Consider the following 24,246-nt stretch of genomic DNA (forward strand, 5'->3'; position numbering starts at 1 on the left):
CCGGCCCTCGTCGTGCGTCGGGGGTCAGCTCTTGTGAGCGCGAGCCGCGGCGAAGCAGTAGACGCCGTAGCCGAGGAAGCCCAGGGCGATGACGGCGAGCAGGAACACGCCGAACGGCTGCGCGGCCAGCGTGTGCAGCGCCTTGTCCAGGCCGCCGGACTGCTGGGGGTCGGAGTTGACGGCCGCGATGCCCAGCAGGACACCGATGACGGCGATGGCGATGCCCTTGCCGAGGAAGCCGACCCGGCCGAGGCGTTCCACCCACTGCCGCGTGCCCGTCGGCAGGTCACCCATGTCGAGGTCCTCCTCGAAGGACTTCGTGACGCCCTTGCGGGCGATGAAGAACGCGACCGCGAGCACGCCGAGCGCCACCAGGCCGACGAGGAACTGACCGGCGGGCAGCTCCAGCACCTTCGCGGTGAGGTCCTGCTGCTGCTGCTCGGAGTCGCCGCCGCCCGAGCCGGACGCGATGCTGATCGCGGCGACGCCCAGGGTGATGCCGATGATGCCGCGCACCCCGGCGGAGATGCGCTTGACCAGGCGCTTCCGCTCCTTGGGAATCCAGTGGTACCCCATCGCGGCGAGCGTGAACTGCCAGACCGAGAACGCGAACAGACCGAGCGCGAGCAGCCACAGCAGGACCGGGCCGAACGACGTCTCGGCGATCGTGCCGAGCGCGCCCTTCTGGTCGGTCTGCTCACCGCTGTCACCGAACACGACCTGGGCGGTCAGCCAGGCCAGCAGGACGTGGACCAGTCCGTAGCAGGCCATGCCGACACGGCCGAGGACCTGCACGGCCGGGTTGTGTCTGACCTCGTGCGCCTTGTCGGCGGCTGTACCCACGGGAGTCTCCTGACGTCGGAGCGGCTTCACTCGCCCGTGTGATACCCGTTCCCGTCGATCCCGACACCCCGCCCGGAACCGCCCGGGCGGGGCTCGCGGATCATCCCGCCGGTGGCGGCGTCGGCTTCGGCTCCTCGCCGCAGACGATCTTGGGCGAGGGGTCGTACTGCACGGTCTGGTTCTCGCGGCGGATCTCGGCACCGCCGAGGTCCTTGATGATCCGGGTGTCGGTCACCGTGAAGCCCTGCGCGCCGTTGCCGGCGGCGCACGGCTGGGTCGTCTTGTAGACGGTCTGCGGCTCGGTGAAGTTCGTGCGCTCACCGGTCACGCTCTCGACCTGGTAGCGCTTGGTGCCCCACAGCACGACCCTGATCGAGCTCGGCGTCCAGATCGTCTGGATCGCCACGCCCGTCTCGGCGTCGTTGGTGAACCGCAGGTCGATGACGCTGGTGCCGTCCGGGTTCTCGAACACCGTGGCCTCGCGTCCCGCCGGGTAGCGGGAGATCCAGTAGCTGTGCTCCTGGTGACCCGCGTCGACCATGCCCGCGAAGTAGGACGCGTTGTAGAGCGTCGTCGCGAACTGCGAGATGCCGCCGCCGACCGCGCGGCCGGGGGCGCCGTTCTCGATGATGCCCGCCTCGACGTAGCCCTGCGCCGTGCTGCGCTGGCCGGTGTAGCCGTTGAGGCTGAACGTCTCGCCCGGCTTCACGATGGCGCCGTCGACCTTCTCGGCGACCACGCGGATGTTCGTGCCGGAGTCCGCGGCGAAGCCCTCGGTCTTGAACTCGCCGATGATCTCCTTGATGCCGAGCTTCGTGGCCTGCTCGGTCGTCACCTTCGCGGGGGTCTTCTTGTACTCGGCCTTGACCTCGCGCTGGTCGGCGCGCTTGAGGACGTCGATGAAGCCGGTGAGGCTCTTGTCCCAGTCGATGCCGACGCCGTCCACGGACTCCTTCACGGTGGGCGCGCCGTTCTCGAAGCTGATCTCGGCGTCCTTGCCCTCCTTCTCGGTGTCCGCGAGCTGCTCGCCGACGGCCTCGACGACCTTGCCGTTGTCGACCTTCGCGGTCAGCCCGCCGCCGTCGGCGGGCTCGAAGACGAGCACGGTCGCGAGCTGCTCGGGGGTCAGCGTGGCGTTCGCGCCCTCGCCCTTGATCAGGACCGGCGACGCGACGGCCGGGCGGGCGACCTCGGCGACCGCCTGCTCGACGCCCTCCTTCGTCGTCCTCACCGGCGTCGTCTCGACGGGGAGCGCCACGAACCGGCCGCTGGCCCAGTCGGCCAGCAGGGCCTTCTTCGCGCCCTCGGCGTCGAGCTTCTGCCCCTCCTTCGGCTCGACCGCGACGGGGGTCGCGCCCTCGAAGCGGACGGTGCCCTCGGCGGGCTCGTGGTCGACGCCGACGCGCAGCGCCTCGACGGCGGCGGTGAGCTTCGCGTCGTCGCTGGTGGTCGCGATGCCGACCTCGCGCGAGCTGAACAGCGTGGCGATGCGGGTGAACGGGCTGAGCGGCTGGTCGCCGGCCCGGTCGAGGGTGGCGTTCCAGTCCAGGCTCAGACCCGCGGTGGTCGGGTCGATCTGCGTGTCGACGTCACCGGCCTTCGCGGCCACGGGCTGGACGAGCCGGGGCTCGATCTGCTCCCGCAGCTTCGTCTCGGCGTCGCCGTGGCTCATGCCGCCGACCTCGACGCCGGCGACGGTCACGCCGCGCGGCACGTTGCCGCTGGAGATCAGGATGTCCAGGCCCCACAGCAGGACCAGCGCGCCGAACGCGGCCGCGGCCACGTAGGCGGTCTTCTTGCGCTTGGCCGAGACGTCGGCGGCCGGCTCGCCATCCCGGTTCTGCTCGACCACCACCGGGCCGTGCACGCCGGTGCCGTGCGGGGGCGTCGGCGTGCGGCCGGGGCCCTGCGGCACGACCTCGGTGGCGAGGTCGCGCGGCGGCACGGGAACCGGCGTCATGTGCTGCACGGTCGGAGCGCTCGCGGCCGGGTCGACGTTGCGGACCGTGGGCTGCGCGCTGACGTCGGACTCGGTCGGCGTCGTCACCTGCTGCGCGGCCGCGGCGGGAGCGGCGCTGTTCAGGCGGGCGGTGAGCCCGCGCGGCGGCGTCGACGGCCCCGGCTGGCCCTGGTTCGGCTGCGGCGGCCGGGCCTGGTTCGGCTGGCCCGCGTTCTGCTGGCCCGAGTTCTGCCCCGGCTGCTGCTGGGCCTGGTTCTGGTGCCCCTGCTGCTGGCTCTGGTTCTGGCCCTGGTTCTGCTGGGCGGCGGGCTTCTGGATCTCGCGAGTCGCGGACGTGCCGTCGGTCGCGGAAGCGGAATCCGGCTCCTCCTGGGGCCACACGGTCTCCGCGCCCTGCTCGCGCAGTGCGGCGACGGAGATCTTCGCGGTCCGCTCGGACGCGGTCTCCGGGCGCACGACCGGCTTCTTCATCGCCGTGGTCCGCTCGGCCTCGCGCTCCGGTCGCTGGTTGTCCGGCACCGCTCCCCCTTCTTCAGCTCGACGTGTTTCTTCAGCTCGGTGTTTCTTCGGCTCGACGGTTTCGTTGCGACTGCTTACCGGACCGCTGTCACGCGGTGGTCACGACGAACCGGGTCACAGGTAGAGGCCGGTGCCCTGGTCGGTCTGCTCGGTCGCGGTCGCGTGGACGTCCCGCTCGCGCATCACCAGGTAGGTCTGCCCCTGGACCTCGACCTCCAGCTGGTCCTCCGGGTTGAACAGCACGCGGTCGCCGACCTTCACGTGCCGCACGTTCGTGCCGACGCCCAGGACGTCCCCCCAGGCGAGCCGCTTGGCCATCTGCGCGGTCGCGGGGATCACGATGCCGCCGCTGCTGCGGCGCTCCCCGTCCTCCGGCGAGATCCGCACCATGACGCGGTCGTGGAGCATCTGGATCTCGAGCTTGACATGAGCCACCGGGAAAGTTTACGTGCCAGCGCTTTCCATCCCCCCATCCGGTGGGTTGGCTACGCGTGCGGAGGCTCGTGCTTTCACCCGACCGGGTGAAATCGAACCGTCCCCGGTCCCGTGCGCGGAGAACCGGGGACGGGACCGTCCTCACCCCTCGTCCATGCCGCCCATGAGCAGCGGGAGGCGGTTCGGGCCCCCGGCCGCGACGCGCACGGGAACACCCCAGTCCTGCCTGGTCAACCGGCACACCGGGTGCTCCACCGACGGGTCGTCGGTGCAGCTCGCCGCCTGCGCCACGACGTGCAGCACACCCCCGGTGACGCCCTCGGCGACCCGCAGCACGCGGGTCAGGTCCGTGCCGACGCCCGCACCCCCGACCAGCAGCTCCGGCGGAGAACTGGTGATCTCCAGCCGGGTCGACGGGCCGTAGCGCTCGTCCAGCTTCGTGCCGGCGGGCGGCGTGAAGATCACCGACAGCTCCAGCTCGCCGGTGCCGATGTCCGACGGGGGCCGCTTCACCTCGTGCGCGTCGCCCGCGACGAGCGTCGCCGCGACGCCCGGCGCCACCGGACGCTCCAGGCGGTGCGCCGCCGAGGCGACGACGACCAGCTCGCCGTCGACGAGGACCGCGTCCGACGGCTCGGCGATCCCGCTCGCGAGGGTGGACACCTCGTCGGTGGCGGGGTCGTAGCGGCGCAGCGCGCCGTTGTAGGTGTCGGCGATCGCGACGCTGCCGTCCGGCAGGGCGGTGACGCCCAGCGGGTGCTGGAGCAGCGCGTCGTCGGCGAGGCCGTCGCGGTGCCCGAAGTGGAACAGGCCGCGCCCCACGGCGGTGTGCACGACGCGGTCGGCGTCGAGCCAGCGCAGCGCCGACGTCTCCGAGTCGACCAGCCACAGCCGGTCGCCGTCTGCGGCGAGGCCGGAGGTCTGCGCGAAGAACGCCTCCTGCGCGGGGCCGTCGTTCAGGCCCTCCACGGTGGTCCCGGCGAGCCGGACGACCGTCCCGGCGACGGGGTCGAAGAGGCCGAGGGTGTGGTTTCCGGCCATCGCGACGGCGACCCCGTTCGCGGGCTCCCACCACGCCACGTCCCACGGGCTGGTCAGGTCGATCTCCCCGGCCGGGCCGTCGGTGTCGCCACCGCGCCACTGCTCACCCGTCCCGGCGACCGTGGTGACCTCGCCGGTGTCCAGGTCCACGCCGCGCAGCAGGTGGTTCACCGTGTCGGCGACGACGGCGTGGTAGCCGACGCGCTCCGCGACCTCGGCGGGCAGCAGCGCGATGCCGGCGGGCTCGGAGAAGCTGGGCCGCTCGCCGTCGGCACGCCCGCGCTCACCCGTGCCGATGCGCCGCAGGACCGTCTCGCCGTCGGCCGCCAGCTCCACCAGCCCGTGGTGGGCGGAGTCGGAGACGAGCAGCGTGCCGCCGGGCGTGAGCACGGCCTTGGCGGGGAAGCGCAGCTCGGTCTCGGGCGGCGGCGGAGGCACGAACGGGCCGTCGCCGCGGTGCAGCGTCCCCTTGGCGCCGTGCTCGGCGACGAGTTCGGAGACGATCTGCCGCAGGGCGTCCACATGGCCCTCACCAGCGGCGACGTGCACGACGTACCCCTCGGGGTCGACGAGCACGAGCGTCGGCCACGCCTTCACCGCGTACGCCTGCCAGGTCGTCAGCTCGGGGTCGTCCAGCACCGGGTGGTGCACCTCGTAGCGCTCGACGGCGGCAGCGAGCGCGGCCGGATCGGCCTCGTGGACGAACTTCGGCGAGTGGACGCCGACCGTCACCAGCACGTCGGAGAACTCGGCCTCCAGCGGCCGCAGCTCGTCCAGGACGTGCAGGCAGTTGATGCAGCAGAAGGTCCAGAAGTCGAGCAGGGCGATCTTGCCGCGCAGATCGGCGAGCCGGACCTGCTCGCCGCCGGTGTTGAGCCAGCCTCGGCCGACGAGTTCGGGGGCACGGACGCGGGCACGGCGTTGCACAGATGTCACGTCGGGATTCAACACGCCGCACGCCGTGCGCTGTTCCCGTTCCGCGGTGTGAGCTGCCACGTGGTCGTGGGAAGCCGAACCGTTCCACCGCAGACCCTGGACGACCGAACCGCGCCAGCGCACCACCGGCAGCAGCAGCGAATTTCACAGACGGTCACCCGATCGACGAGTTCTCCTGTCCGGTGCCGGACCGAGCGCGAAGATCGACCGGTGACGGCAACCGCACGGGAGAAGCGCGACGAGGGGGGAAAGTACGTGCGACGTCCGGACGGCAAGCTCGCAGGTGACCGCAGCGAGAACCGTCAGCACCTCGACAAGAAGATCATTTCAGATTGACCGCAATGATGCGGACGAGAAGAGGGCGAGCCGCCTGGGAAGTCGATAAATTACACAGGTGTGGCAGGGGTCACTCACATACGTGAATGCAAGGACGTGACTCCGAGTAGCCGCGCGTCAGAACTGGTTGAACCACTCAAGCGTCACAGCGCACCTGCGCAAGCAAGGGGCGGGTCCGGGCTACCACCCCCCGACCCACCCCCGCCTCTACCTGCGGCAACCCGAACTCGGCGAAGAGACACGGTGTCGCCAGGGCGCCACCTTTCCCCACATGGGCATACGGCTTCGCATAAAATCATGTAGTTCAAGCAATGCTTTTCCCGTGAACAGCAGAACCAGGCACAGTTGAGACGCGAGCGCAACTCTGAAGTGACACCAGGGTCGCATGTGACTCTCGGTAAACACTTTCGTGTTAAGCCATTCCGGGAGCTGCGTTCACGCCGCCACGACCTGCCGGTCATCTCTTCCGCCCGTGTCCACCATCCGTCTACGCTCAGTCAGCCTTTCAGGGGTGACGTCACCTACCAGACGTGCACCGCTCCAGAAAGGTTCGCACAAATCCGAATCAGACCCGAACTCGGCGGAGATGAGAAAGCAGTGCAGAACCTCGACGATCGTGCGGTCGTGCTCGTTCTCGGTGTGGTGATCATCGCGTACCTGATCTTCACGGGCTTCGTGGTGTGGTGGTTGGCGAAGAGCGTTCCTGGTGCGATGGGGCGCGTTCTGCTGGCGGTCGCCGTCCTCGTGGCGGGCCTGCCGGCGATCCTGCACGCGCTCAGCACGGCCCTGGGCGGATGAGCCGTGATCACCTCCCCCACGAACCCGGCTCCACCGCGCAAGCGCTGGTTGCGCGGCAGCCTGCTCGACGAACTGCCCGCTCACACCGCGGAGGAACTGCTCGCCCAGGGCAGGCCCACGACCTTCGCCGTCGGTGCCACGCTCGCAGAGCAGGGCAACCGCAACTCGCCACCGGTGTTCGTCGTGCTCACCGGCGTGGTGAAGGCGACCCGCACCGCGCTGCCCGACAGTCCCCCCACGCTCCTGGGCCTCTACCTGCCGGGGAACGTGCCCGGTGCAGCGACGGCACTGCTGAGCGCGCAGAGCCACGTCACCTACACGGCCGTCAAGGCCACGACCGCGATAGCAGTTCCCCGTGACGTGTTCGTCTCGTTCATGAGGACCAGGCACGAGGCCCTCAACGCTCTGTGCACGGCTCTGGCGCACGAGGTCTGCCTGCGCGACGCGGCGCTCTCCTGCGCCACCCTGGACGTGAGATCGCGTCTGATCGCCTTCCTCGCGCGTCAGCAGGTGATCGGCGGTGTGCGAACTCAACAGGGCGTGATGCTGTCCCTGGGGCTGAGCCAGAGCGACTTCGCCGCTGCCATCGGCGCCTCGGAGCCGGCGGTCAGCAAGACGCTCAACACGCTCAAGCGCGAGGGCGTGCTCAGCATCGGGTACAAGTGCCTCTACATCAAGAAGCCGCTCAGCCCGGAGCGTCCCTCGCTCGTCCGCAGGAGAGCCCGCCAGAAGCCGTCCCGGCAATCCCGTTGACCAGGAGACGCACGGGTCAGCGCACCGGCAGTGCGCGGGTCGGGAACGCACGGGTGGGGTCCCGGGCGCGGCGGGGTGCAGAACGCGTGACCCGCCTGCTCCTGGACGTGGACCTCGGCAGCCGGAGTGGAACCGGATCGGGCAGCCGACGTCGTCCAGCAGGGCGATCGAGGACGGGACGGTCCAGTCGCAGAACGACGCGGTCGCGGCGGCGACGGACCGCGGGTGGTCGTCGGGACCGGAGATCTCCTGGACCCGCACGACGCCGGGGTCCGTGCCGATCCGGGCCACCGGGGTGCTCGCGCACCACTCCCGCCGATCATCGCGAGGTCGACGGCCGGACGGCGCGGGGGCCCAGGACGTTCGCGCCCAGTTCGCCCACGCGGCGGCGCAGTGCGCGGTCGGCGGTGACCACGGTGGTGTGCCGGTCCTGCCCCCTGGCGCGGACCACCTGGACGATCGTGTCGTCGCCGGAGCCCTCCGCGGCGACCACCTCGACCCCGCCGGTGCTCCGCACGTGCCTCGCGGCTCCCTCCACGACGAGGACGATCTCCAGCGGCGGGCGCGGTCCCGCGCCGGGCAGCCCCCGCTCGGCGAGCGGGACCAGGGCGTCGCGGAGCCGAGCCGCCGCACCGGCGCGATCACGCCACCAGCCGTCCGGGACGGAACCGACGACGTTGGCCGCGTCCACGACCAGCAGCGGGTGCACGGCGTCGAGTCTGCTCGGCTACAGGCGCGGTCGCAGGGCGAACCGCACCTGGTCGGGGTCCGGCAGGTCCGCGCCGCGACCGGCCGCGGCCGGTGCGTCGACCCCGGCCCAGCGGCGCACCGTCGCGGCGGCCCGCGCGCTCTGCGGCTCGGGAAGCTTCGCGATGTTCGCGCCGTGGTTGCCGCCCGGCACGGTGAAGCTGAACGAGTCGCGGGTGCCGGGCCCGAGGCGGAACGGCTCCGCGCCCCACGGGTCGTTCTCGCCGTGGACGAACAACAGTGTGCTGCCCTGCCAGCGGACCCACGCGTCGACGTCGACCATCACGCCGGGCTGGTGGCGCACCGGGATGTCGCGCGGGACGAACGAGCGCGGCACGTCCTGCCCGCGGTGCAGCAGCAGGTCGGCGAGGTGGTCCTCGCGCACCGCGGGGTACCCGAGCTGCGTCCCCGCTTGCTGGTAGTAGACGACGTAGGGATCGATGCCCTCGTCGCTGAAGAAGCCGACACCGACGACCGCGTCGAGGAACGCGTACAGCTCGTCGGTGGTGGCGCCGTCGCCCGGCACGCTCGCGCAATCGGCCTGCGTGGAGTACTGCCAGAACGTGAACGGCGTCTCGATCACCATCAGGTCGAGGGCCTTGTCGGGCGTGCCGAAGATCCGCGAGTAGGAGTTGCCGCTCGCGACCATGCGGGCGGTGAACTCCCCCCGCCGCTGGAGCACCTGCCGCTGCACCCCGTCGAGGCGGGCGCGGCACGCGGGGTCGTCCCCGGCTTCCGCGATGAACTCGGCGTAGGCGTCGTGGTGGTCGATCACGTCGTTCGGGGCGACGTAGGCGATGGTGGCGTCGACGTCGCGGGGGAAGAAGCGCCGGTGGTAGACCGAGGTCATGCCGCCCTTGCTGGCTCCGGTGGACAACCAGGCCGCGCGGTAGATCGAGCGGAACGCCCGCACGACGCGGTGGTGGTCGTTCGCGGCCTGCCAGATCGTGAGGTCGCGCCAGTCGGCCGGTTGCGGGCGGGACGGTTCGAAGAACCGCTGCTCGGTGCTGATCTGGTTGCCCTCGACGAGCCGCGCCGGCTCGGACAGCCCGGGGCCGGACAGGTCGTAGCCGGAGGTGTGCAGGACCGTGGGGCGGTCGGCGTCCCGGTGCAGCAGCGAGATCCGCTGCTCGAACGTTCCCCGCTCCGGGCGCCGGTGGTCCACGGGCTGCCGGTAGCCGAGGACGAAGTAGCGCAGGCCGCTGACGGTGGTCTCGCTGATGATCCGGACACCGGGAACGGCGGCGACGAGGTCTCGGACGTCGGGTGCCGCCGCGCTGGCGTGGCCGGTGGTGGCGGCGAGCTGGACCACGGCCAGTGCGGTGGCGACGATCGTGCGGAGCAGCCGTCCCACGCGCACCCCCGGGGGTCGATCGCGGCTGGTGGGATCACCGTAGCGACGCGGAGATCCCCCGGTAACCGGCCGTTCGGGGGCTGTGAACGCCACTCGGGTTCAGCGAGAGGGCGCCAGCACGCCCCCCACCCGTCCCAGGGGGACGGCCCCGCGCCCAGCGTACCGCTCCCCGCCCCCTCCACGGCCGTCCGCGCGCGATCTGTGGACAGCTCGGACCCTGTGGACAACTCAGCGTCCGCCGGGCTGTCGTCGCTGGTCAGAGGCCGTCAAGGGGCGTCAGGAGGTGCTGTCGGGGCGGTGGCCGCCCGGCCAGCTGGCGAAGTACGCGGCCACCACGTCGTCGGCGCCGTGCCCCTGCGAGACGGCTCGGCGCAGCCGCGCGCCGACCGCTTCGGCGACGTCGAGCTGCACCCCGGCGAGGATCGCGGCCTCGGCGACCAGGCGGGCGTCCTTCTCGGCGTTGGCGGCGGAGAAGCTGGGCTCGTAGTTCTCCGCGATGACGGCGCGTCCCTTGCCCTGGAGGTACGGGCTGTCGACGCCTCCGCCGGACACGGCGTCGAGGAAGTCGTGCGGGTCGACGTCGAGTCCCTGCGCGAGGGCGATCGCCTCGCCGGTGGCGCCGACGATCGCGAGGACCCAGCTGTTGGCGACGAGCTTGAGCCGCGATCCCGCCGCTCCGGCGCCGGAGTCGCCGACCCACCGGGTGCGGTGGCCGATGGTGTCGAAGATCGGCTGGACCCGATCGCGGATCTCCGGCGCTCCGGCGGCGAGCACGACCAGTTCGCCGTTCTCGGCGGGCTGCTGGGAGCCGAGGACGGGGGCGTCGACGAAGGCGACGCCGAGTTCGTCGGCGAGCCGGGCGTGGTGTTCGGTGGCGTGGACGCCGACGGTGCTGGACTGAATCCAGACCGCGTCACTCGACAGGGCGTCCGCCACTGCGGTGATGGTCTCGGTGACGGCCGAGCCGTCGCTCAGCAGGGTGATGATCACGTCGGCGCCGGAGACGGCGTCGGCGGGCGTGTCGGTCACCAGCACCCCGCGGGCGGTGAGCGGTTCGGCGCGGGAGCGGGTGCGGTTCCAGGCGCGGACGGTGAAGCCGTCGGCTGCGAGGTTGGCTGCGACGGGCAGACCCAGGATGCCGGTGCCGAGCACCGCGACAGTGGTTTGCGGCATGGGGGAAGCGTGTCACCCCGCCGCTCTCGGCGCGCTCCGGGACACGAGAAACCCCGCGTTGCTGCCGGGTCGGGGGTCCGACAGCAACGCGGGGTCATCTGGAACATCGAGAAGCCGTTGCGATCCGTTACACACCGGTTGATCTGTGACCCGAGTCACCACTCGTCCGTGCGACTCCTCCGCAACAGCAACAGGGCCCGGCGCGCGGGAGGTGCGCCGGGCCCTGCTCTTCCCCCCTTTGTGACTCGCGCGCGCCGACCGGGGGCTGCCCGGTGTCGATCGGGCGTCGGTGCAGCGCGATGTCTCAGCGCAGGTTCGTCGCCTGGGCCTGCGCCATGACGATCAGCTCGTGGCGCATCGCGGTCGTGGCCGCGTTGTCGATCGCACGGTTGACCGCCTTGCGGTTGCGAGCCTCAACACGACGAGCGCGAAGCTTCGCGGCGATGTTCATCGCTGTATTCATCCCTCTCGAAAACCTTGGTTGACCCTGTGACACAAGTATGCACCTTTGAGTCGCCTGGCGCACGCGTTTCAACGGTGAGGTGGGGCACAAGCCTACGAATCAACGGTGTCAACCACTGTTCACCCAGCTTTCCCCCGACACAGGCACGTTCCGCCGAATGGGGGACACAGCCCGAGCGGCTCGCGCGGGAACGGCCCCGGACAGGCCCGGACGACGCCGCGCGGAGGAGAACCGCTGGTGGGAGGACCGGTCCTCGCGACCGAGCGGGAAGCGGCCGAGGTGCACCGCGGTGAGAGCGCGACGGTTGCGCGCGGGGCGTCGGCGCGGGTTGGCTCGGGGCATGGCTGAAGTGGTGACCAGGGGAATCGGCAGGGTCGAGCGGACCGCCGACCGCGCGCAGGTGGACGTCAGCTTCGAGACGGTCGGCGGTGACCGCGACGAGGCGGTCACCCGGCTGACGGAGCAGGTGCGCGCGGTGGAGCCGCTGCTCGGCGGCGACGGCGTGGAGGTGCGGTCGCGCACCCTGTCGGTGCACGACAACTGGGACGGCGAGCGGCGCGCGGGCAGCCGGGCGGTGCAGCACTACGTGCTGCGCGTGACGGAGCTCGGCGAGCTGGACGGCCTGCTCTCGGGGCTGGTGCAGGCCGGCCCGCAGTGGTTGAACGGGCCGACGTGGGAGCTGCGGGACGACGCGGAGGCCGTGCGGGAGGCGCAGGGAGAGGCGGTGGCGAACGCGCGGCGGCGCGCGGAGAACTACGCGGCTGCGCTGGGTGCGCTGCTCGGGCCGTTGCAGCGGCTGTCGGACGGCGACTCCGACGTGTGGCAGGCCGAGTCGGGTCAGCCGATGATGTCGCGCGCCCACGCCGGTGGCGGGACGGCGGGGGCGGACGTGGGTGAGCTGAACCTGCAGGCGCAGCAGATCACCGTGACGGTCCGCTGCACGGCGGCGTGGACGTTGCTGAACTGACGCGGCGGCGGCCGCCCCGGTCGAGCCGGGGTGGCCGCCGTCCGGGTCAGCGCTCCAGGATCGCCGTGACGCCCTGGCCGCCCGCCGCGCAGAGGGAGATCAGGCCGCGGCCGGAGCCGCGCTCCGCCAGCAGCTTCGCGAGGGTGGCGACGATGCGGCCGCCGGTGGCGGCGAACGGGTGGCCCGCGGCGAGCGACGAGCCGTTGACGTTGAGCTTGGCGCGGTCGATCGAGCCGAGCGGGGCGTCGCGGCCGAGCCTGGTCCGGCAGAAGTCCGGGTCCTCCCACGCGGCGAGTGTGGCGAGCACCTGCGAGGCGAACGCCTCGTGGATCTCGTAGAAGTCGAAGTCCTGCAACGAGGTCCCGGCGCGGTCGAGCATCCGGGGCACGGCGTGCACGGGGGCCGTGAGCAGGCCGTCGCCGCCGTGGACGTGGTCGACGGCGGCGGTCTCGGTGAAGGTCAGGTGGGCGAGCACGGGGATGCTGTGCGCGGCGGCCCACTCGTCGCTGGCGAGCAGCACGACCGACGCGCCGTCCGACAGGGGCGTGGAGTTGCCCGCGGTCATCGTGGCGCCCTCGCCGCGGCCGAAGACGGGCGAGAGCTTCGCGAGCTTCTCCGCCGTGGAGTCGGGCCGCAGGTTCTGGTCCCTGGTCAGGCCGAGGTACGGGGTGACGAGGTCGTCGAAGAACCCGCGCTCGTAGGCGGCGGCGAGGTGCTGGTGGCTCGCGGCGGCGAGTTCGTCCTGCGCCTCGCGGGCGATGCCCCACTCCTTCGCCGTGACGGCGGCGTGCTCCCCCATGGACAGGCCGGTGCGCGGTTCGCCGTTGCGCGGCAGGTCGGGCACGACGAAGCCGGGGCGCAGCTTCGCGAGCAGCTTGATCCGGGCCGCCGTGCTCCGGGTCCGGTTGAGCTCCAGCAGCAGCGCGCGCAGGCCCTCGTTGACGCCGATGGGGGCGTCGCTGGTGGTGTCGACGCCCCCGGCGACGCCGGAGTCGATCTGCCCGAGGGCGATCTTGTTCGCGACGGTGGTGATCGCCTGGAGGCCGGTGCCGCACGCCTGCTGCACGTCGTGGGCGGGGGTCTCGGGGGAGAGCCTGCTGCCGAGCACGGCTTCGCGGGTGAGGTTGAAGTCCCGGCTGTGCTTGAGGACCGCTCCGGCGACGACCTCGCCGAGGCGTTCGCCCCGGAGCCCGAAGCGGCTGACGAGGCCGTCCAGCGTGGTCGTGAGCATGTCCTGGTTCGAGGCGGTGGCGTACGGGCCGTTCGAGCGCGCGAACGGAATCCGGTTGCCGCCGAGGATCGCGACTCGCTTGATGCTGGCCATGTCGCCACTCTACCTACTGGAAAGTAGACTTACCAGCGAGTAGGGAGTGTGATGTCCGCATGGACCGGTACCAGAAGTTCGCCACGTCGACCCTCGGACGGCGGGTGGTCCCGCGGCTCGGCCTGCCCACGCCCCACCAGCTTCGCCGGTACGCGCCGGGCACGCCGGCGCTCGACGGCCCCGTGCTGCTCGGCGGCGGCGAGCGGCTGACGCGGACCGCGGCCGGGGTGTGCGAGGCGATCGGCGCCGACGTGCACGCCGCGCCGGTGGAGGGCCAGCGGTACGCGGCGGTCGTCTTCGACGCCACCGGCATCACCGACAGCACGAAGCTGCGGGCGCTGCACGACTTCTTCCACCCCGTGATCCGCTCGGTCGGCGCGTCGGGCCGCGTCGTCGTCCTCGGCAGCCCGCCCGCCGAGCAGACCGACGCCAGGACCCGCGTCGCGCAGCGCGCCCTGGAGGGCTTCACCCGCTCGGTCGGCAAGGAGCTCAAGCGCGGCGCGACGTCCCAGCTCGTGCTGGTCGGCGAGGGCGCGGAGGGCGAGGTCGAGTCGACGCTGCGGTTCCTGCTCTCCGCCAGGTCGGCCTACGTCTCCGGTCAGGTCGTGCGGATCGGCCCGGCACCGGTGAGCGAGCCCGCGGACTGGGAGCACCCGCTCGCCGGGAAGGTCGCACTGGTCACGGGCGCGTCGCGCGGCATCGGCGCGGCCACCGCCGAGGTGCTCGGCCGCGACGGCGCGCACGTCGTCTGCCTGGACGTGCCCGCGCGGGGCGGCGAGCTGTCGGAGGTGGCCAACCGGGTCGGCGGATCGTCCTTCCAGCTCGACGTCACCGCGGCGGACGCGCCGAAGAAGCTCGTGGACCACCTGCTCCAGCGGCACGGCGGCGTCGACGTCGTCGTGCACAACGCGGGCATCACCAGGGACAAGACGCTCGGCCGCATGGACGCCGCGCTCTGGGACGCCGTCGTCGCCGTCAACCTGTCGAGCCAGGAGCGGATCAACGACGAGCTGTTCGGCCGCGACGCGCTGCGACCCGGCGGCCGGATCGTGGGCGTCTCGTCCATCTCCGGGATCGCGGGCAACGCCGGGCAGACGAACTACGCCACGACCAAGGCGGGCGTGATCGGCATGGTCGACGCGCTCGCCGGTGAGCTGGCCTCCCGCGGCGGCACGATCAACGCCGTCGCGCCGGGCTTCATCGAGACCCGGATGACCGCCGCCGTGCCGCTGCTCGTCCGCGAGGCGGGCCGCCGGATGAACAGCACGTCCCAGGGCGGGCTGCCGGTCGACGTCGCCGAGACCGTCGCCTGGTTCGCGAACCCGGCTTCGGCGGGCGTGAACGGCAACGTCGTCCGCGTGTGCGGTCAGAGCCTGCTGGGGGCGTGAGCGCCGTGAACCTCGCCCTCCTCCACGCCAGAGCGGGCCTCACGGCGTTCGCGAAGCGCGGCGGCGACCTGCCCGGCACCGAGCGGACGCTGTCCGGCGTCACCGCGGACCGGGCGCACCTCGCCGCCTACGACCGGGTGTGCGGGTTCCGGTTGCGCGACGAGCTGCCCGTGACCTATCCGCACGTGCTGGGCTTCACGCAGCAGCTGGCCCTGATGACCGCGCGGGACTTCCCGTTCGCACTGCCCGGCCTGGTGCACGTCGGCAACCGCGTCGAGTGGACGCGCCCGCTGCGCGCCGACGACGTGCTGACGCTGCGGGTGCGCGCGCGCGACGCGCGACCGCACGAGCGCGGCACGCAGTTCGACGTGATCACCGCCGTGGAGGCCGGGGGCGAGGCCGTGTGGACCGGCACGTCGACCTACCTCAAGCGCGGTTCCGGTGCCGGTTCCGGTTCCGGCGAGCGAGAGCGCTCCGCGCCCCCGACGCCCGCCGCGGTGTGGCGGGTGCCGGGCGACACCGGCCGCCGCTACGCCGACGTGTCGGGCGACCGCAACCCCATCCACCTGCACGCGCTCACCGCGAGGGCGTTCGGCTTCCCGCGCGCCATCGCGCACGGCATGTGGAGCGCGGCGCGCTGCCTGGCCGCGCTGGAGGGCAGGCTGCCGGACGCGGGCAGCGTCGCCGTGAACTTCAAGGCACCGGTGCTGCTGCCCGCCGAGGTCGCGTTCGACGCGCGCGCCGACGGCGGGACGTGGCACTTCGGCCTGCGCGACGCCCGCAGCGGGAAACCGCACCTGGACGGCGTGGTGACCAGCGCCTAACGCCGTGCCGGCGGGTGCCAGACGGCGCCTTCCACGAGGTCGCCGAAGCCCAGCCACACCAGGTTCATCAGGCGCGCGGCGACGACGGCGGCGGGCTCCTCGGGGTTGTCGAGCCACCAGTCGGCGAGCGACTCTCCCGCGCCGACCAGGGCGGCGGCGAGGCTCTGCGCCTCCTGGCCCCTGGCCCGCTCCGACGCGTTCTCCAGCAGCGCGGCGACCAGGCCGATGGCCCGGCCGCGCATGTCGTTGAGCTCGGCGGCGAACGGCCCTCCCTGCGAGCTGGCCTGCCGGTGCAGCACCTGCCAGCTCGCCCGGTTCTCGCCGACGAAGTCGAAGAACGCGCGCAGGCCCGTCCACAGCTGCACGTCCGCCGCCCGGTCCACCTCGACGCCGTCGGCGATGGCCTCCATCAGACGGGTGGCCTCGCGCCGGATGCAGGTCGCGAACAGCTCTTCCTTGGAGCCGAGGTAGGCGTAGAGCATGGGCTTGGAGATGCCCGCGACGTCGGAGATCTCGTCCATCGACGCGGCGTGGAAACCCAGGCGCGAGAAGACGTCGACGGCGGCGTCCAGGATCTGCCTCTCCCGCACCGCGCGGGGAAGTCTCTTCGCTCTGCCGGCTCGGACCGGCTGGTCAGCTTGCATCACACCCCCTGAGGACCAGAGAAGATTATCGAAGTTGCTTGCAGCCTTACCTACTCATGAGTAGTCTTACTGGCCAGTAGGTACTGGAGGTGCCCCATGACCATCGACCTCACCACCGAGGCGGTCGCGAAGCTCAGCCCGGCGGAGCTCATCAGCACGCTCAAGCAGGTCGATCCGGCCGATCCCGCCCTGGCTGGCGTCGACATCGACGCCGTCGCCCGCGGCGTCGACCCCAAGAAGCTCGGCAAGGACGAGTTCGCCGACCTGCTCTCCGCGCTGAGCGACCTCGCCGTCGCCAGCACGGCCTTCGACCTCGCCGCGATGGACGCCCAGAACTTCGCACGCATCATCTCGCGCGCGTCCAAGGACCAGATCGAGACCGTCACCTCGCGGCCCGGTCTGCGCGAGCGCGTGCTCGACGAGGTGTTCCGGCGCATGGAGAGCCACTTCCGCAGCGACCGCGCCGGCGCGACGAGGGCCGTGGTGCACTTCCGCCTCACCGGCGGGTTCGGCGAGGACGGGTACGACCGCTACGAGGCCGTCGTCGAGAACGCCGAGTGCACGATCAACAAGGGCGAGACCCGCGAGCCGCGCGCGACCGTGACGCTGCCGCCCGTCGAGTTCCTGAAGCTCGCCACCGGGAACGCGTCCGCCCCGGTGCTGTTCATGACCGGCAAGCTCAAGGTCACGGGGGACCTGGGTTTCGCGGCCGGGTTCATGTCGCTGTTCACCATTCCGAAGGCATAGGGGTTTCGCACATGGGCGGCTTCTCTCTGGAGCTGAACGAGGACCAGACCGATCTCCGCGACTGGGTGCACGGCTTCGCGGAGGACGTGATCCGCCCCGCCGCGTCGGAGTGGGACGAGCGGGAGGAGACGCCGTGGCCGGTGATCCAGGAGGCCGCCAAGATCGGCCTCTACGGCTTCGAGGCCCTCGCGACGTGGTTCGCCGACCCGATCGGCCTGTCGCTGCCGATCGCCACCGAGGAGCTGTTCTGGGGTGACGCGGGCATCGCGCTCGCGCTGATGGGCACCGGTCTCGCCGCGGCGGGCATCTTCGCCTCCGGCGAACCCGAGCAGCTCGCCGAGTGGGTGCCGGAGTGCTTCGGCACCGAGGACGACCCGAAGCTCGCCGCGTTCTGCGCCTCCGAGCCGCAGGCGGGCTCCGACGTCGCCGGGTACCGGACGCGGGCCCGCTACGACGAGGCCACCGACGAGTGGGTCCTCAACGGGCAGAAGGCGTGGGCCACCAACGGCGGCATCGCGAACGTGCACGTCGTGACCGCCGTCGTGGACCCCGAACTGGGCGCGCGCGGCCAGGCGGGCTTCATCGTCCCGCCCGGCACGCCCGGCCTGTCGAGCCCCGGCAAGATCAAGAAGCACGGCATGCGCGCCTCCCACACCGCCGACGTGTTCCTCGACGACGTCCGCGTGCCCGGCAGGTGCCTGCTGGGCGGCAGGGAGCGCCTGGAGCACCGCCTCGCCCGAGCCCGCGAGGGCCAGAGGGCGGGCGGCCAGGCCGCCATGGCGACGTTCGAGACCACCAGGCCCACGGTCGGCGCGATGGCGATCGGCGTGGCCAGGGCGGCGTACGAGTACTCGCTGGAGTACGCGAAGACCCGCGAGGCGTTCGGCCGCAAGATCATCGAGAACCAGTCCATCGCGTTCGACCTGGCGAACATGAGGATGGAGATCGACGCGGCCCGGATGCTGGTGTGGCGCGCGGCGTGGATGGGCCGCAACAACGTCCCCTTCACGGCGGGCGAGGGCTCGATGTCGAAGCTCAAGGCGGGCGAGGTGTCCGTGTGGGCGACGGAACGCGCGATTCACGTCCTGGGCGGCGCGGGCTACACCCGCGAGCACCCGGTGGAGCGGATGCACCGGGACGCGAAGATCTTCACCATCTTCGAGGGGACGAGCGAGATCCAGCGGTTGGTGGTGGCCAGGGCCATCTCCGGCATGTACATCCGCTGACTCGATCACCTCAGGCCGTCATCAGGCCGTGTGAGCGGACGGGGTCCTCCGGGGGCGGAAGACCCCGTCCACCGCTGTGCGAGCGCGCTGGTGGCTGGACGACATCAGGTGCGTGTACGTCCGCAGCGTGAAGCCGGGGTCCTCGTGCCCCAGGTACTCCGCCAGCTCCTTGATCGACACGCCCTGAGCGAGCAGCACCGAGGCGTAGAGGTGCCGCATCGCGTGCATCCCGTCCTGCAGCGCATCACGAAAGGCACTACCTGTGAACATGACTTTCTAATAATCGTTTTGCATTTTGCGATTCGCAAAATGCAACTGTCGGTACTTTTATTTCGCTGGCTTCCGCTGTAGAATTATTGGAGGTTTCAGTTCGCCAGTCGAGAGGTTAGTATGAAAATCGGAAACATAGTCACACGAGGAAAACGATCCCAAATGGATCGTTCAGAAAATCAAATACACCTGCCAGGAGTAAGCGTCGAAGAAAATGGGAAAGCTAAGGTTGATTTTCAACGAGAACTCTACAAAGTAGCCGATGCCCGAGTGGCAAGCCTGGACCAACAAGCCACTATACTAATAGCAGGAGCAATAGCCGTAGCGGGTTACACAGTAAGCGCTGCAATTAACGAAAGACTATCCGGAGTCTTCCTCGTACCAATTTTGCTTTGTGCTACTTTTAGCGTAATAACATCCTTGTATGCCCGACTTAACCATCCGCGACTACCAGGAAGGCGCAACCGTGACATGTACCAAGCGAAGCAAGGAGCCCGAAACGCCTGTAAGGGCGTACGCGCCCTCCGTCCCGCACAGAGCTCAACACGCGTAAATATACAGATGTTCGAAGCATGGAAGATGCTTTCAGACTCGTCAGATAAACGCAGGGAGCAGAAGCAGCGCATATACGCAGCCGCGGTACTCCTGCTGGTTCTAGAGCTAGCCTTCTTCCTTGTAGGCCTCCACTGCAACTAATTCATGGTTATCGCGGAGTCAAAATACAAAATGACCTCCTTTCGTCAAAATGAACCAAATATTATATATTCACCCAAAACTAAGCGGTCAATTCTACACTTCTACCTGCCCTGAAGAATTCGTCCACCGCCACACGGGCGCGCTGGTGGCTGGACGGCATCAGGTGCGTGTACGTCCGCAGCGTGAAGCCGGGGTCCTCGTGCCCCAGGTACTCCGCCAGCTCCTTGATCGACACGCCCTGAGCGAGCAGCACCGAGGCGTAGAGGTGCCGCATCGCATGCATCCCGTCCTGCCGCTTGCCGTAGTCGAGCCCCGCGCGCGTGAACGCCGGACCCCACACCGACTTGTTGAACAGGTCGCCCGAGTAGAGCGTCCCGTCCTCCCGCGTCACGAGCACCCGCACCGTCACCGGCCGCCCGCCCGGCTCGCCCCACGGCAGCGTCACGTCCACCGCCGGGTACTCCTCCGCGTAGGCGTCGAGGTCTTCCAGCACCCCGGCCGAGATCGGCACCTGCCGCTCCTTGTTGCGCTTGGGCGCGGAGAACACGAGCTGCCGCCCCACCATCCGGATCTGCCGCACGACGTTGACGACCATCTCCTCCCGGTCCACGTCGTCCGGGGAGAAACCCAGGATCTCTCCCTGCCGCAGCCCCAGGCCCGCCCCGAGGTGCGCCACGACCGTGAACCGCCTGGGCAGGGCGAGCTGCACCCGCCGCAGGCGCGCTTCCGTCCACGGCACGACCTTCCGTCAGGACCGCTGAGGCCGCTTGATGCTCCGCACCGCGCAGGGGTTGCGGTGAATCCGCTTGTCGTCCACCGCCGAGTTCAGCACCGACGACAAGGTCTCGTAGAGCACGGCCTGATAGGTCGCGCCGAGCTTGGCGCCATGCAGGGTGCCCAGCCACTCCCGGACGACCTGCGGCGTGATCGAGACGACCTGCCGCTTGCCGAAGAACGGGTAGATCCGGCTCCGCAGCCGGCTTCTGATCGTCTGCCGGGTGCTGGCGTCCGACGAGTAGCCCTTCAACCAGTTCTCGGCCTGTTCCTCGAAGGTGATCCGCCCCGCGTTCGGGTCGACGTACTTCCCCTTGCGCTTGTCCGACTCCACTTCGAGCAGGAAATCGTCAGCGCGCTTCTTCTGCCGGTCCGGGAAGCTCTTCGAGCACTCCTTTCCGTCCGGGTCGAGGTAACGCACCTTGTAGCGCAACCCCGTGCCGTACAGCGAGGTCTTGACCCTGGCGACTTCCTTCGTCACCGGGTCGCGGACCTCCTTCCACCAGCGATCTTGCACGTGTCCCACGACAGACCTCTCCCGTTGATCGAATTGCGAAAATTTCTAGGCCGCGTCTTCCACGGCGAGCCCGTCGAACCACTCCCGGACCCTCACCGGGTCGTAGCGCAGGTGCTTTCCGACTTTCCGCGCCGGAGGCCCGTAGCCCTTCGAACGCCACCCGCGAACGGTGTGCACCGGAACGCCGAGGAAGTCCGACAGGTCGTGGACGGTCCAGAGCGGTTCGATCTTCCCGACAGACATGCTTCTCCCCCTGTTCACGCAGCTAGCGACGTTGCCGAACTGTCGTGCTCCCCCGGTGGTGGTTGTGCCGAGGCGAGCAGTGCGGCGGTGTACTCAGCCTTCCAGCGCCGTCGTTCGGCCACGGCCCGCAGCAGCATGTGCTGTCGGGGAGGCACGTTCGGGTCACCGGGTTGGACGTTGTTCCACACGACCCGCTTGGGCTGGTCGTCCTGCGTGATGCCGACGTCGGCGAGGAGTTGCCGGACGAACGTCCGCCGGTCGTGCTTGTGATCGGCCAGCGACTTGCCCGACCACTTCCGGGAGACGAGGACCCGCCGTCCGGCGACGCCGAGGGTGGAGCGCTTGTGCGCCTTGCCCTTGCACACGCCGGGCGTCATGGACTGCCGTGCGCCGCGTGGCTGGACGCCGTAGAGCAGCCAGACCGGGCACTGCGGCGAGCACGGGGTGACGGCCAACTCGGCGCACAGCCGGTCGGCGTGCTCCTCCTGCCGGGTGGTCGTGGCCGCGTAGCACTCGCTGATGCTCTTGGTGAGGTACTTGGTCAGGTAGCCGATGTGCCGACCGGCTTCCGGGGTGCCGCCGAGGATGCCCTTGGAGTGCACCTGGACCCCGAACCGCGCCACGTGAGCCGGTCGTTCGACCTGGTCGAGGGCTTCTTGCCAGGTGGGCAGGGCTGTGCGGGTGTCCGGGTCCACGAAGCCCCGGACGTGCAGGTTCCACACCGGCAGCCGGTCGCCGGAGTAGACGATCTCGTCATGGTTGGGCCACCAGACCTGGTGGTAGGTGGCTTCGGCGACCGCTCGCAGTTCGGCACGGGAGATGCTGCCCCGCACGGCGGCGTGCCAGTGCGGCGCCAGTCGCCGCTGTGGTTCGACGGTGGAGAAGTACTGGACCTCCCAGCCGACGCAGCGGCGGAGGTTCTGCACGAACCGGTCCAGCAGCGCGGCGAAGTGCACCGCGTCGCGAGCCGCCCGCCGGTAGTCGTAGCGCGCCGGGTCGACCGGCGTGCCGTCCGAGCGGACCTTGCCGTAGCTGTCGAGGGTGAGCGTGAGGAAGGTCGAGGGCCGGTACTTGCCGCCGTACACCCGTCCGAGGGTGCGTTTGGCCACTGGCCGCCGAGGCAGGTTCGGCGCGTCCTGCCGCCGCCGGGTCGACCGCTTGCGGGCCAGCTTCGGCCGGGGCTCGACGGACGGGAGCGCACCGCGGACTCCCATGCCACGCAGCTCCGCGTCCACGTCGCCGATCTCCTCCCGTACCTCCTCCGCTCCGGTCTCGTCGCCCTCCTCCAGTGCCGTCCGATACGCCTTGACCAGGTCAGCGCGGTAGGCGGTCAGCTCCTTCTGCTCCCCGGTCGGGGTGTCAGGGGTGAAGTCGGGTTCGTCGGCGAGGTGCCAGCCCTCGCGGCACTGGGCCATGCGCAGCCGCCGGTTCTTCTCCGCGCAGGTGGGGCACACGCTGGCCACGGTGGAGCCGCAGAGGACGGGGATGATCTCCACTCGTCCGGTGTCGAGGTCGAGGCGTTCTTTGGCCAGTGGCCGCACGCAGACCCCGTGCTCCTCGGCCACGGCGCGGGCGACGTCGAGGGCCGCCAGCTTGCGCATCCGGTCGGCGCGGGTCAGGTACTCGCTCACGCCGCCACCCCCTCGTGACCGGTGGCCGGGGGCTCCACGATCGGGAGGGTGTGCACGGTGGCTTGGCCAGCGGCCAAGTAGCCCCGAAGGGTGGAAAGGTCCGTGTCGGTGACGTGGAAGGCCCGAGCCCGCACCGGCTCCCGGACGCCCTCCTGCCGCACCCACGCCACGCCGGGGGTGTCCTCCGCGATCTCCTGAGCCGCAGCGCCACGAGCCCGAGCGCCGTCGCCGAGGACCATGTCCACCTGCGCCGGTTCGTCCAGCCGCAGCGCCACGCGGGTGGAGAACAGGTGCCGGAACCCCACGACCTCCTTGCGCGGGTCCTGCACCAGGCCGACGAGGGCGAAGCCGGGAGCGCGGCCCTGCGAGGTGATCGTCTGCACGGCCTGCGCCGCGCGTTCCCGCAGCTTGCGGTCGGGCTGGTAGGCGATGACGTCGGCCAGCTCGTCCACGATCAGCACGGTGAACGGCTCACCGGTCTCCCGAGCCCACAACCGCCGCACACCCCGGTACCGAGCGGCGCGCTCCTTCACCTGTGCTGCAACGGTTTCCAGCAGTTCGACCGCGTCCGGGCCGTTGTCGTAGACGATGCGCTCGAAGGCTTCCGGGCACTGCCCGAGTTCCATCCCGCCCTTGGGGTCGATGCCCACCAGGCGCACGAGACCGGCCCGGACGGCGGGGGCGAGCTGCCACACGATCGACCACAGCACCGAGCCCTTGCCCGCGCCGGGCACGCCGACGACGAGGACCTGCGAGCCGAGCAGTCGCAGCCGCCAGGGCCGACCGGTCTCGGTCCGGCCGACGATCACGCGCTTGACGTCGACGCCCTCAGCGTCGGTCGCCAGTTCCGGCACCGGGACGGGCCGGTGAAGCGGGTCACGGTGGACGAGGTCGAGTTCCAGCAGCCGGGGCCGCAGCACCCGACCCCGGCACGAGGTCGCCCCGAACGAGTGCGCCAGCCCGTCGCGCTGCGCCTCCCAGGTGGCCGGGGACTGCGCCGGGATCATCCGCACGCGCACGCGCACCCGGTCCCGCCAGCCCTCAGCCCGCACCCGTCCCAGCCGGGGCCGGTACTCCTTGCGGTCCGGGGTGGCCTTGGCCAGCTCCGCCAGCCGCACGACGGTCCGCCAGCGCGGCACGTAGACAGTGGCCCGCCGCCACTCCGACAGCGCCCGGTGCCAGGCGTGCCGCACGAACGAGGCCCGCGCCCAGCGTGCCCAGGCCAGCAGCACGAGCACCAGGACCACACCACCGACGACCAGGCCCCACGGCCCGAACGAGCGGTAGACCAGCAGCCCCACCAGCGGCAGCGACACCGCCAGCGGGTACCGCACGACCAGCCGCACCGCCCGCGCCAGCAGCCAGGCGGCGACGAGGGCCAGGAGGACGGGCAGCGCCGCGAGCTTCCACCAGCCGGGCAGGTAGGCCCACCAGGGCAGCCGGGGACGGGAGACCTCGAACGGGGCCGGATCGACCCACTTGCTTCCACCGGGGCCGCGCATCAGCGCCCACCCCCGAACTCCAGCGGCAGGACACCGGCACAGGTGTCGCACTCGGTCTGACCGGGCAGCAGCCGGGCGAAGCGCTGGCAACGGGCGCAGCGCGTTCGGGTGGCCCCCTCTGGCGCGCGATCGCGC

At 70.8% G+C, this 24,246-nt stretch carries 24 protein-coding genes; 8 read left to right on the forward strand and 16 right to left on the reverse strand.

Features of this window, described 5'->3' with window-relative positions:
* Window positions 1-24: 24 nt before the first annotated feature.
* The 4 genes from IMZ35_RS08740 to IMZ35_RS08755 form a co-directional block, all read right to left on the reverse strand.
* Window positions 25-843 (reverse strand): DUF1206 domain-containing protein, encoded by an 819-nt coding sequence (locus IMZ35_RS08740; protein WP_307867866.1) that lies wholly within the window; start codon window positions 841-843, stop codon window positions 25-27.
* Between the two features lie 100 nt (window positions 844-943).
* Window positions 944-2,758 (reverse strand): VanW family protein, encoded by a 1,815-nt coding sequence (locus tag IMZ35_RS08745; RefSeq protein WP_438816859.1) that lies wholly within the window; start codon window positions 2,756-2,758, stop codon window positions 944-946.
* Window positions 2,759-3,436: 678 nt separating this feature from the next.
* Window positions 3,437-3,757: a GroES family chaperonin gene (locus IMZ35_RS08750; protein WP_199440485.1), complete on the reverse strand. Its 321-nt coding sequence runs from the start codon at window positions 3,755-3,757 to the stop codon at window positions 3,437-3,439.
* Between the two features lie 141 nt (window positions 3,758-3,898).
* Window positions 3,899-5,734: an NHL domain-containing thioredoxin family protein gene (locus tag IMZ35_RS08755; protein ID WP_307867867.1), complete on the reverse strand. Its 1,836-nt coding sequence runs from the start codon at window positions 5,732-5,734 to the stop codon at window positions 3,899-3,901.
* A 210-nt stretch (window positions 5,735-5,944) separates the two neighbouring features.
* Here IMZ35_RS08755 and IMZ35_RS31335 point away from each other — a divergent pair, with 210 nt between their 5' ends.
* The 3 genes from IMZ35_RS31335 (at window position 5,945) to IMZ35_RS31680 (ending at window position 7,621) form a co-directional block, all read left to right on the forward strand.
* Complete coding sequence (locus IMZ35_RS31335; RefSeq protein ID WP_267877086.1) at window positions 5,945-6,070, forward strand: hypothetical protein; 126 nt, start codon at window positions 5,945-5,947, stop codon at window positions 6,068-6,070.
* Between the two features lie 624 nt (window positions 6,071-6,694).
* The gene (locus IMZ35_RS08760; protein ID WP_199440486.1) at window positions 6,695-6,868 is read left to right on the forward strand and encodes a hypothetical protein; all 174 of its coding nucleotides are present in this window, start codon (window positions 6,695-6,697) and stop codon (window positions 6,866-6,868) included.
* Between the two features lie 3 nt (window positions 6,869-6,871).
* Window positions 6,872-7,621, forward strand: coding sequence for a Crp/Fnr family transcriptional regulator (locus tag IMZ35_RS31680; protein WP_199440487.1), 750 nt, complete (start codon window positions 6,872-6,874; stop codon window positions 7,619-7,621).
* Window positions 7,622-7,940: 319 nt separating this feature from the next.
* On the opposite strand, the gene IMZ35_RS08770 is transcribed toward IMZ35_RS31680, so the two are convergent.
* The 4 genes from IMZ35_RS08770 to IMZ35_RS08785 all read right to left on the reverse strand — a co-directional run bounded on the left by IMZ35_RS08770 (window position 7,941) and on the right by IMZ35_RS08785 (window position 11,346).
* The gene (locus IMZ35_RS08770) at window positions 7,941-8,330 is read right to left on the reverse strand and encodes an NYN domain-containing protein (protein ID WP_199440488.1); all 390 of its coding nucleotides are present in this window, start codon (window positions 8,328-8,330) and stop codon (window positions 7,941-7,943) included.
* An 18-nt stretch (window positions 8,331-8,348) separates the two neighbouring features.
* Window positions 8,349-9,722, reverse strand: a complete 1,374-nt coding sequence (locus IMZ35_RS08775) for an aminopeptidase (protein ID WP_307867868.1) — start codon at window positions 9,720-9,722, stop codon at window positions 8,349-8,351.
* Window positions 9,723-9,998: 276 nt separating this feature from the next.
* Window positions 9,999-10,895: an NAD(P)-dependent oxidoreductase gene (locus IMZ35_RS08780; RefSeq protein ID WP_199440490.1), complete on the reverse strand. Its 897-nt coding sequence runs from the start codon at window positions 10,893-10,895 to the stop codon at window positions 9,999-10,001.
* Between the two features lie 304 nt (window positions 10,896-11,199).
* Window positions 11,200-11,346: a hypothetical protein gene (locus IMZ35_RS08785; RefSeq protein ID WP_199441053.1), complete on the reverse strand. Its 147-nt coding sequence runs from the start codon at window positions 11,344-11,346 to the stop codon at window positions 11,200-11,202.
* A 352-nt stretch (window positions 11,347-11,698) separates the two neighbouring features.
* Between IMZ35_RS08785 and IMZ35_RS08790 the strand changes: the two genes are divergently transcribed.
* Complete coding sequence (locus tag IMZ35_RS08790) at window positions 11,699-12,325, forward strand: SIMPL domain-containing protein (RefSeq protein ID WP_199440491.1); 627 nt, start codon at window positions 11,699-11,701, stop codon at window positions 12,323-12,325.
* Between the two features lie 46 nt (window positions 12,326-12,371).
* Here IMZ35_RS08790 and IMZ35_RS08795 read toward each other — a convergent pair whose 3' ends face one another.
* Window positions 12,372-13,649, reverse strand: a complete 1,278-nt coding sequence (locus tag IMZ35_RS08795) for an acetyl-CoA C-acetyltransferase (RefSeq protein WP_199440492.1) — start codon at window positions 13,647-13,649, stop codon at window positions 12,372-12,374.
* Between the two features lie 59 nt (window positions 13,650-13,708).
* On the opposite strand from IMZ35_RS08795, the gene IMZ35_RS08800 reads away from it, so the two are divergent.
* Together IMZ35_RS08800 and IMZ35_RS08805 are read left to right on the forward strand one after the other, a co-directional pair.
* Entirely contained in the window at window positions 13,709-15,037 is a 1,329-nt protein-coding gene (locus tag IMZ35_RS08800) for a 3-oxoacyl-ACP reductase (RefSeq protein WP_199440493.1), read from the forward strand.
* Window positions 15,034-15,861, forward strand: coding sequence for a MaoC/PaaZ C-terminal domain-containing protein (locus IMZ35_RS08805; protein ID WP_199440494.1), 828 nt, complete (start codon window positions 15,034-15,036; stop codon window positions 15,859-15,861). The genes IMZ35_RS08800 and IMZ35_RS08805 overlap by 4 nt, the downstream gene beginning before the upstream one ends.
* Here IMZ35_RS08805 and IMZ35_RS08810 read toward each other — a convergent pair.
* A complete protein-coding gene (locus IMZ35_RS08810) occupies window positions 15,858-16,505 on the reverse strand; it encodes a TetR/AcrR family transcriptional regulator (protein WP_199440495.1) in 648 nt (215 codons plus the stop codon). The two genes, IMZ35_RS08805 and IMZ35_RS08810, sit on opposite strands and share 4 nt — an antisense overlap.
* A gap of 96 nt (window positions 16,506-16,601) precedes the next feature.
* Here IMZ35_RS08810 and IMZ35_RS08815 point away from each other — a divergent pair, with 96 nt between their 5' ends.
* Window positions 16,602-17,252 (forward strand): SCP2 sterol-binding domain-containing protein, encoded by a 651-nt coding sequence (locus IMZ35_RS08815; RefSeq protein ID WP_199440496.1) that lies wholly within the window; start codon window positions 16,602-16,604, stop codon window positions 17,250-17,252.
* An 11-nt stretch (window positions 17,253-17,263) separates the two neighbouring features.
* Window positions 17,264-18,478, forward strand: a complete 1,215-nt coding sequence (locus IMZ35_RS08820; protein WP_199440497.1) for an acyl-CoA dehydrogenase family protein — start codon at window positions 17,264-17,266, stop codon at window positions 18,476-18,478.
* 21 nt (window positions 18,479-18,499) lie between these two features.
* Here IMZ35_RS08820 and IMZ35_RS08825 read toward each other — a convergent pair whose 3' ends face one another.
* The 6 genes from IMZ35_RS08825 to IMZ35_RS08845 all read right to left on the reverse strand — a co-directional run bounded on the left by IMZ35_RS08825 (window position 18,500) and on the right by IMZ35_RS08845 (window position 24,111).
* Window positions 18,500-18,748 (reverse strand): tyrosine-type recombinase/integrase, encoded by a 249-nt coding sequence (locus IMZ35_RS08825; RefSeq protein ID WP_199440498.1) that lies wholly within the window; start codon window positions 18,746-18,748, stop codon window positions 18,500-18,502.
* 775 nt (window positions 18,749-19,523) lie between these two features.
* Complete coding sequence (locus tag IMZ35_RS30495) at window positions 19,524-20,183, reverse strand: tyrosine-type recombinase/integrase (protein WP_307867869.1); 660 nt, start codon at window positions 20,181-20,183, stop codon at window positions 19,524-19,526.
* Window positions 20,184-20,192: 9 nt separating this feature from the next.
* A complete protein-coding gene (locus tag IMZ35_RS31340) occupies window positions 20,193-20,699 on the reverse strand; it encodes a phage integrase central domain-containing protein (RefSeq protein ID WP_307867870.1) in 507 nt (168 codons plus the stop codon).
* An 81-nt stretch (window positions 20,700-20,780) separates the two neighbouring features.
* Window positions 20,781-20,978, reverse strand: coding sequence for a helix-turn-helix domain-containing protein (locus tag IMZ35_RS08835; protein ID WP_199440499.1), 198 nt, complete (start codon window positions 20,976-20,978; stop codon window positions 20,781-20,783).
* A gap of 14 nt (window positions 20,979-20,992) precedes the next feature.
* Entirely contained in the window at window positions 20,993-22,579 is a 1,587-nt protein-coding gene (locus IMZ35_RS08840) for a replication initiator (RefSeq protein WP_199440977.1), read from the reverse strand.
* Between the two features lie 26 nt (window positions 22,580-22,605).
* Window positions 22,606-24,111, reverse strand: a complete 1,506-nt coding sequence (locus IMZ35_RS08845; protein ID WP_199440500.1) for an FtsK/SpoIIIE domain-containing protein — start codon at window positions 24,109-24,111, stop codon at window positions 22,606-22,608.
* Window positions 24,112-24,246 lie beyond the last annotated feature (135 nt).

This window comes from Umezawaea beigongshangensis, assembly GCF_016464305.1.
GTDB lineage: Bacteria > Actinomycetota > Actinomycetes > Mycobacteriales > Pseudonocardiaceae > Umezawaea_A > Umezawaea_A beigongshangensis.

Bases quoted from the DNA above. Each gene is read 5' to 3' on its own strand.
- IMZ35_RS08825 (WP_199440498.1), bottom strand. From the start codon at position 18,748: ATGTTCACAGGTAGTGCCTTTCGTGATGCGCTGCAGGACGGGATGCAC.
- IMZ35_RS08780 (WP_199440490.1), bottom strand. From the start codon at position 10,895: ATGCCGCAAACCACTGTCGCGGTGCTCGGCACCGGCATCCTGGGTCTG.
- IMZ35_RS08800 (WP_199440493.1), top strand. From the start codon at position 13,709: ATGGACCGGTACCAGAAGTTCGCCACGTCGACCCTCGGACGGCGGGTG.
- IMZ35_RS08785 (WP_199441053.1), bottom strand. From the start codon at position 11,346: ATGAACATCGCCGCGAAGCTTCGCGCTCGTCGTGTTGAGGCTCGCAAC.
- IMZ35_RS08790 (WP_199440491.1), top strand. From the start codon at position 11,699: ATGGCTGAAGTGGTGACCAGGGGAATCGGCAGGGTCGAGCGGACCGCC.
- IMZ35_RS08840 (WP_199440977.1), bottom strand. From the start codon at position 22,579: ATGCGCAAGCTGGCGGCCCTCGACGTCGCCCGCGCCGTGGCCGAGGAG.
- IMZ35_RS08810 (WP_199440495.1), bottom strand. From the start codon at position 16,505: ATGCAAGCTGACCAGCCGGTCCGAGCCGGCAGAGCGAAGAGACTTCCC.
- IMZ35_RS08815 (WP_199440496.1), top strand. From the start codon at position 16,602: ATGACCATCGACCTCACCACCGAGGCGGTCGCGAAGCTCAGCCCGGCG.
- IMZ35_RS08820 (WP_199440497.1), top strand. From the start codon at position 17,264: ATGGGCGGCTTCTCTCTGGAGCTGAACGAGGACCAGACCGATCTCCGC.
- IMZ35_RS08795 (WP_199440492.1), bottom strand. From the start codon at position 13,649: ATGGCCAGCATCAAGCGAGTCGCGATCCTCGGCGGCAACCGGATTCCG.
- IMZ35_RS08845 (WP_199440500.1), bottom strand. From the start codon at position 24,111: ATGCGCGGCCCCGGTGGAAGCAAGTGGGTCGATCCGGCCCCGTTCGAG.
- IMZ35_RS08835 (WP_199440499.1), bottom strand. From the start codon at position 20,978: ATGTCTGTCGGGAAGATCGAACCGCTCTGGACCGTCCACGACCTGTCG.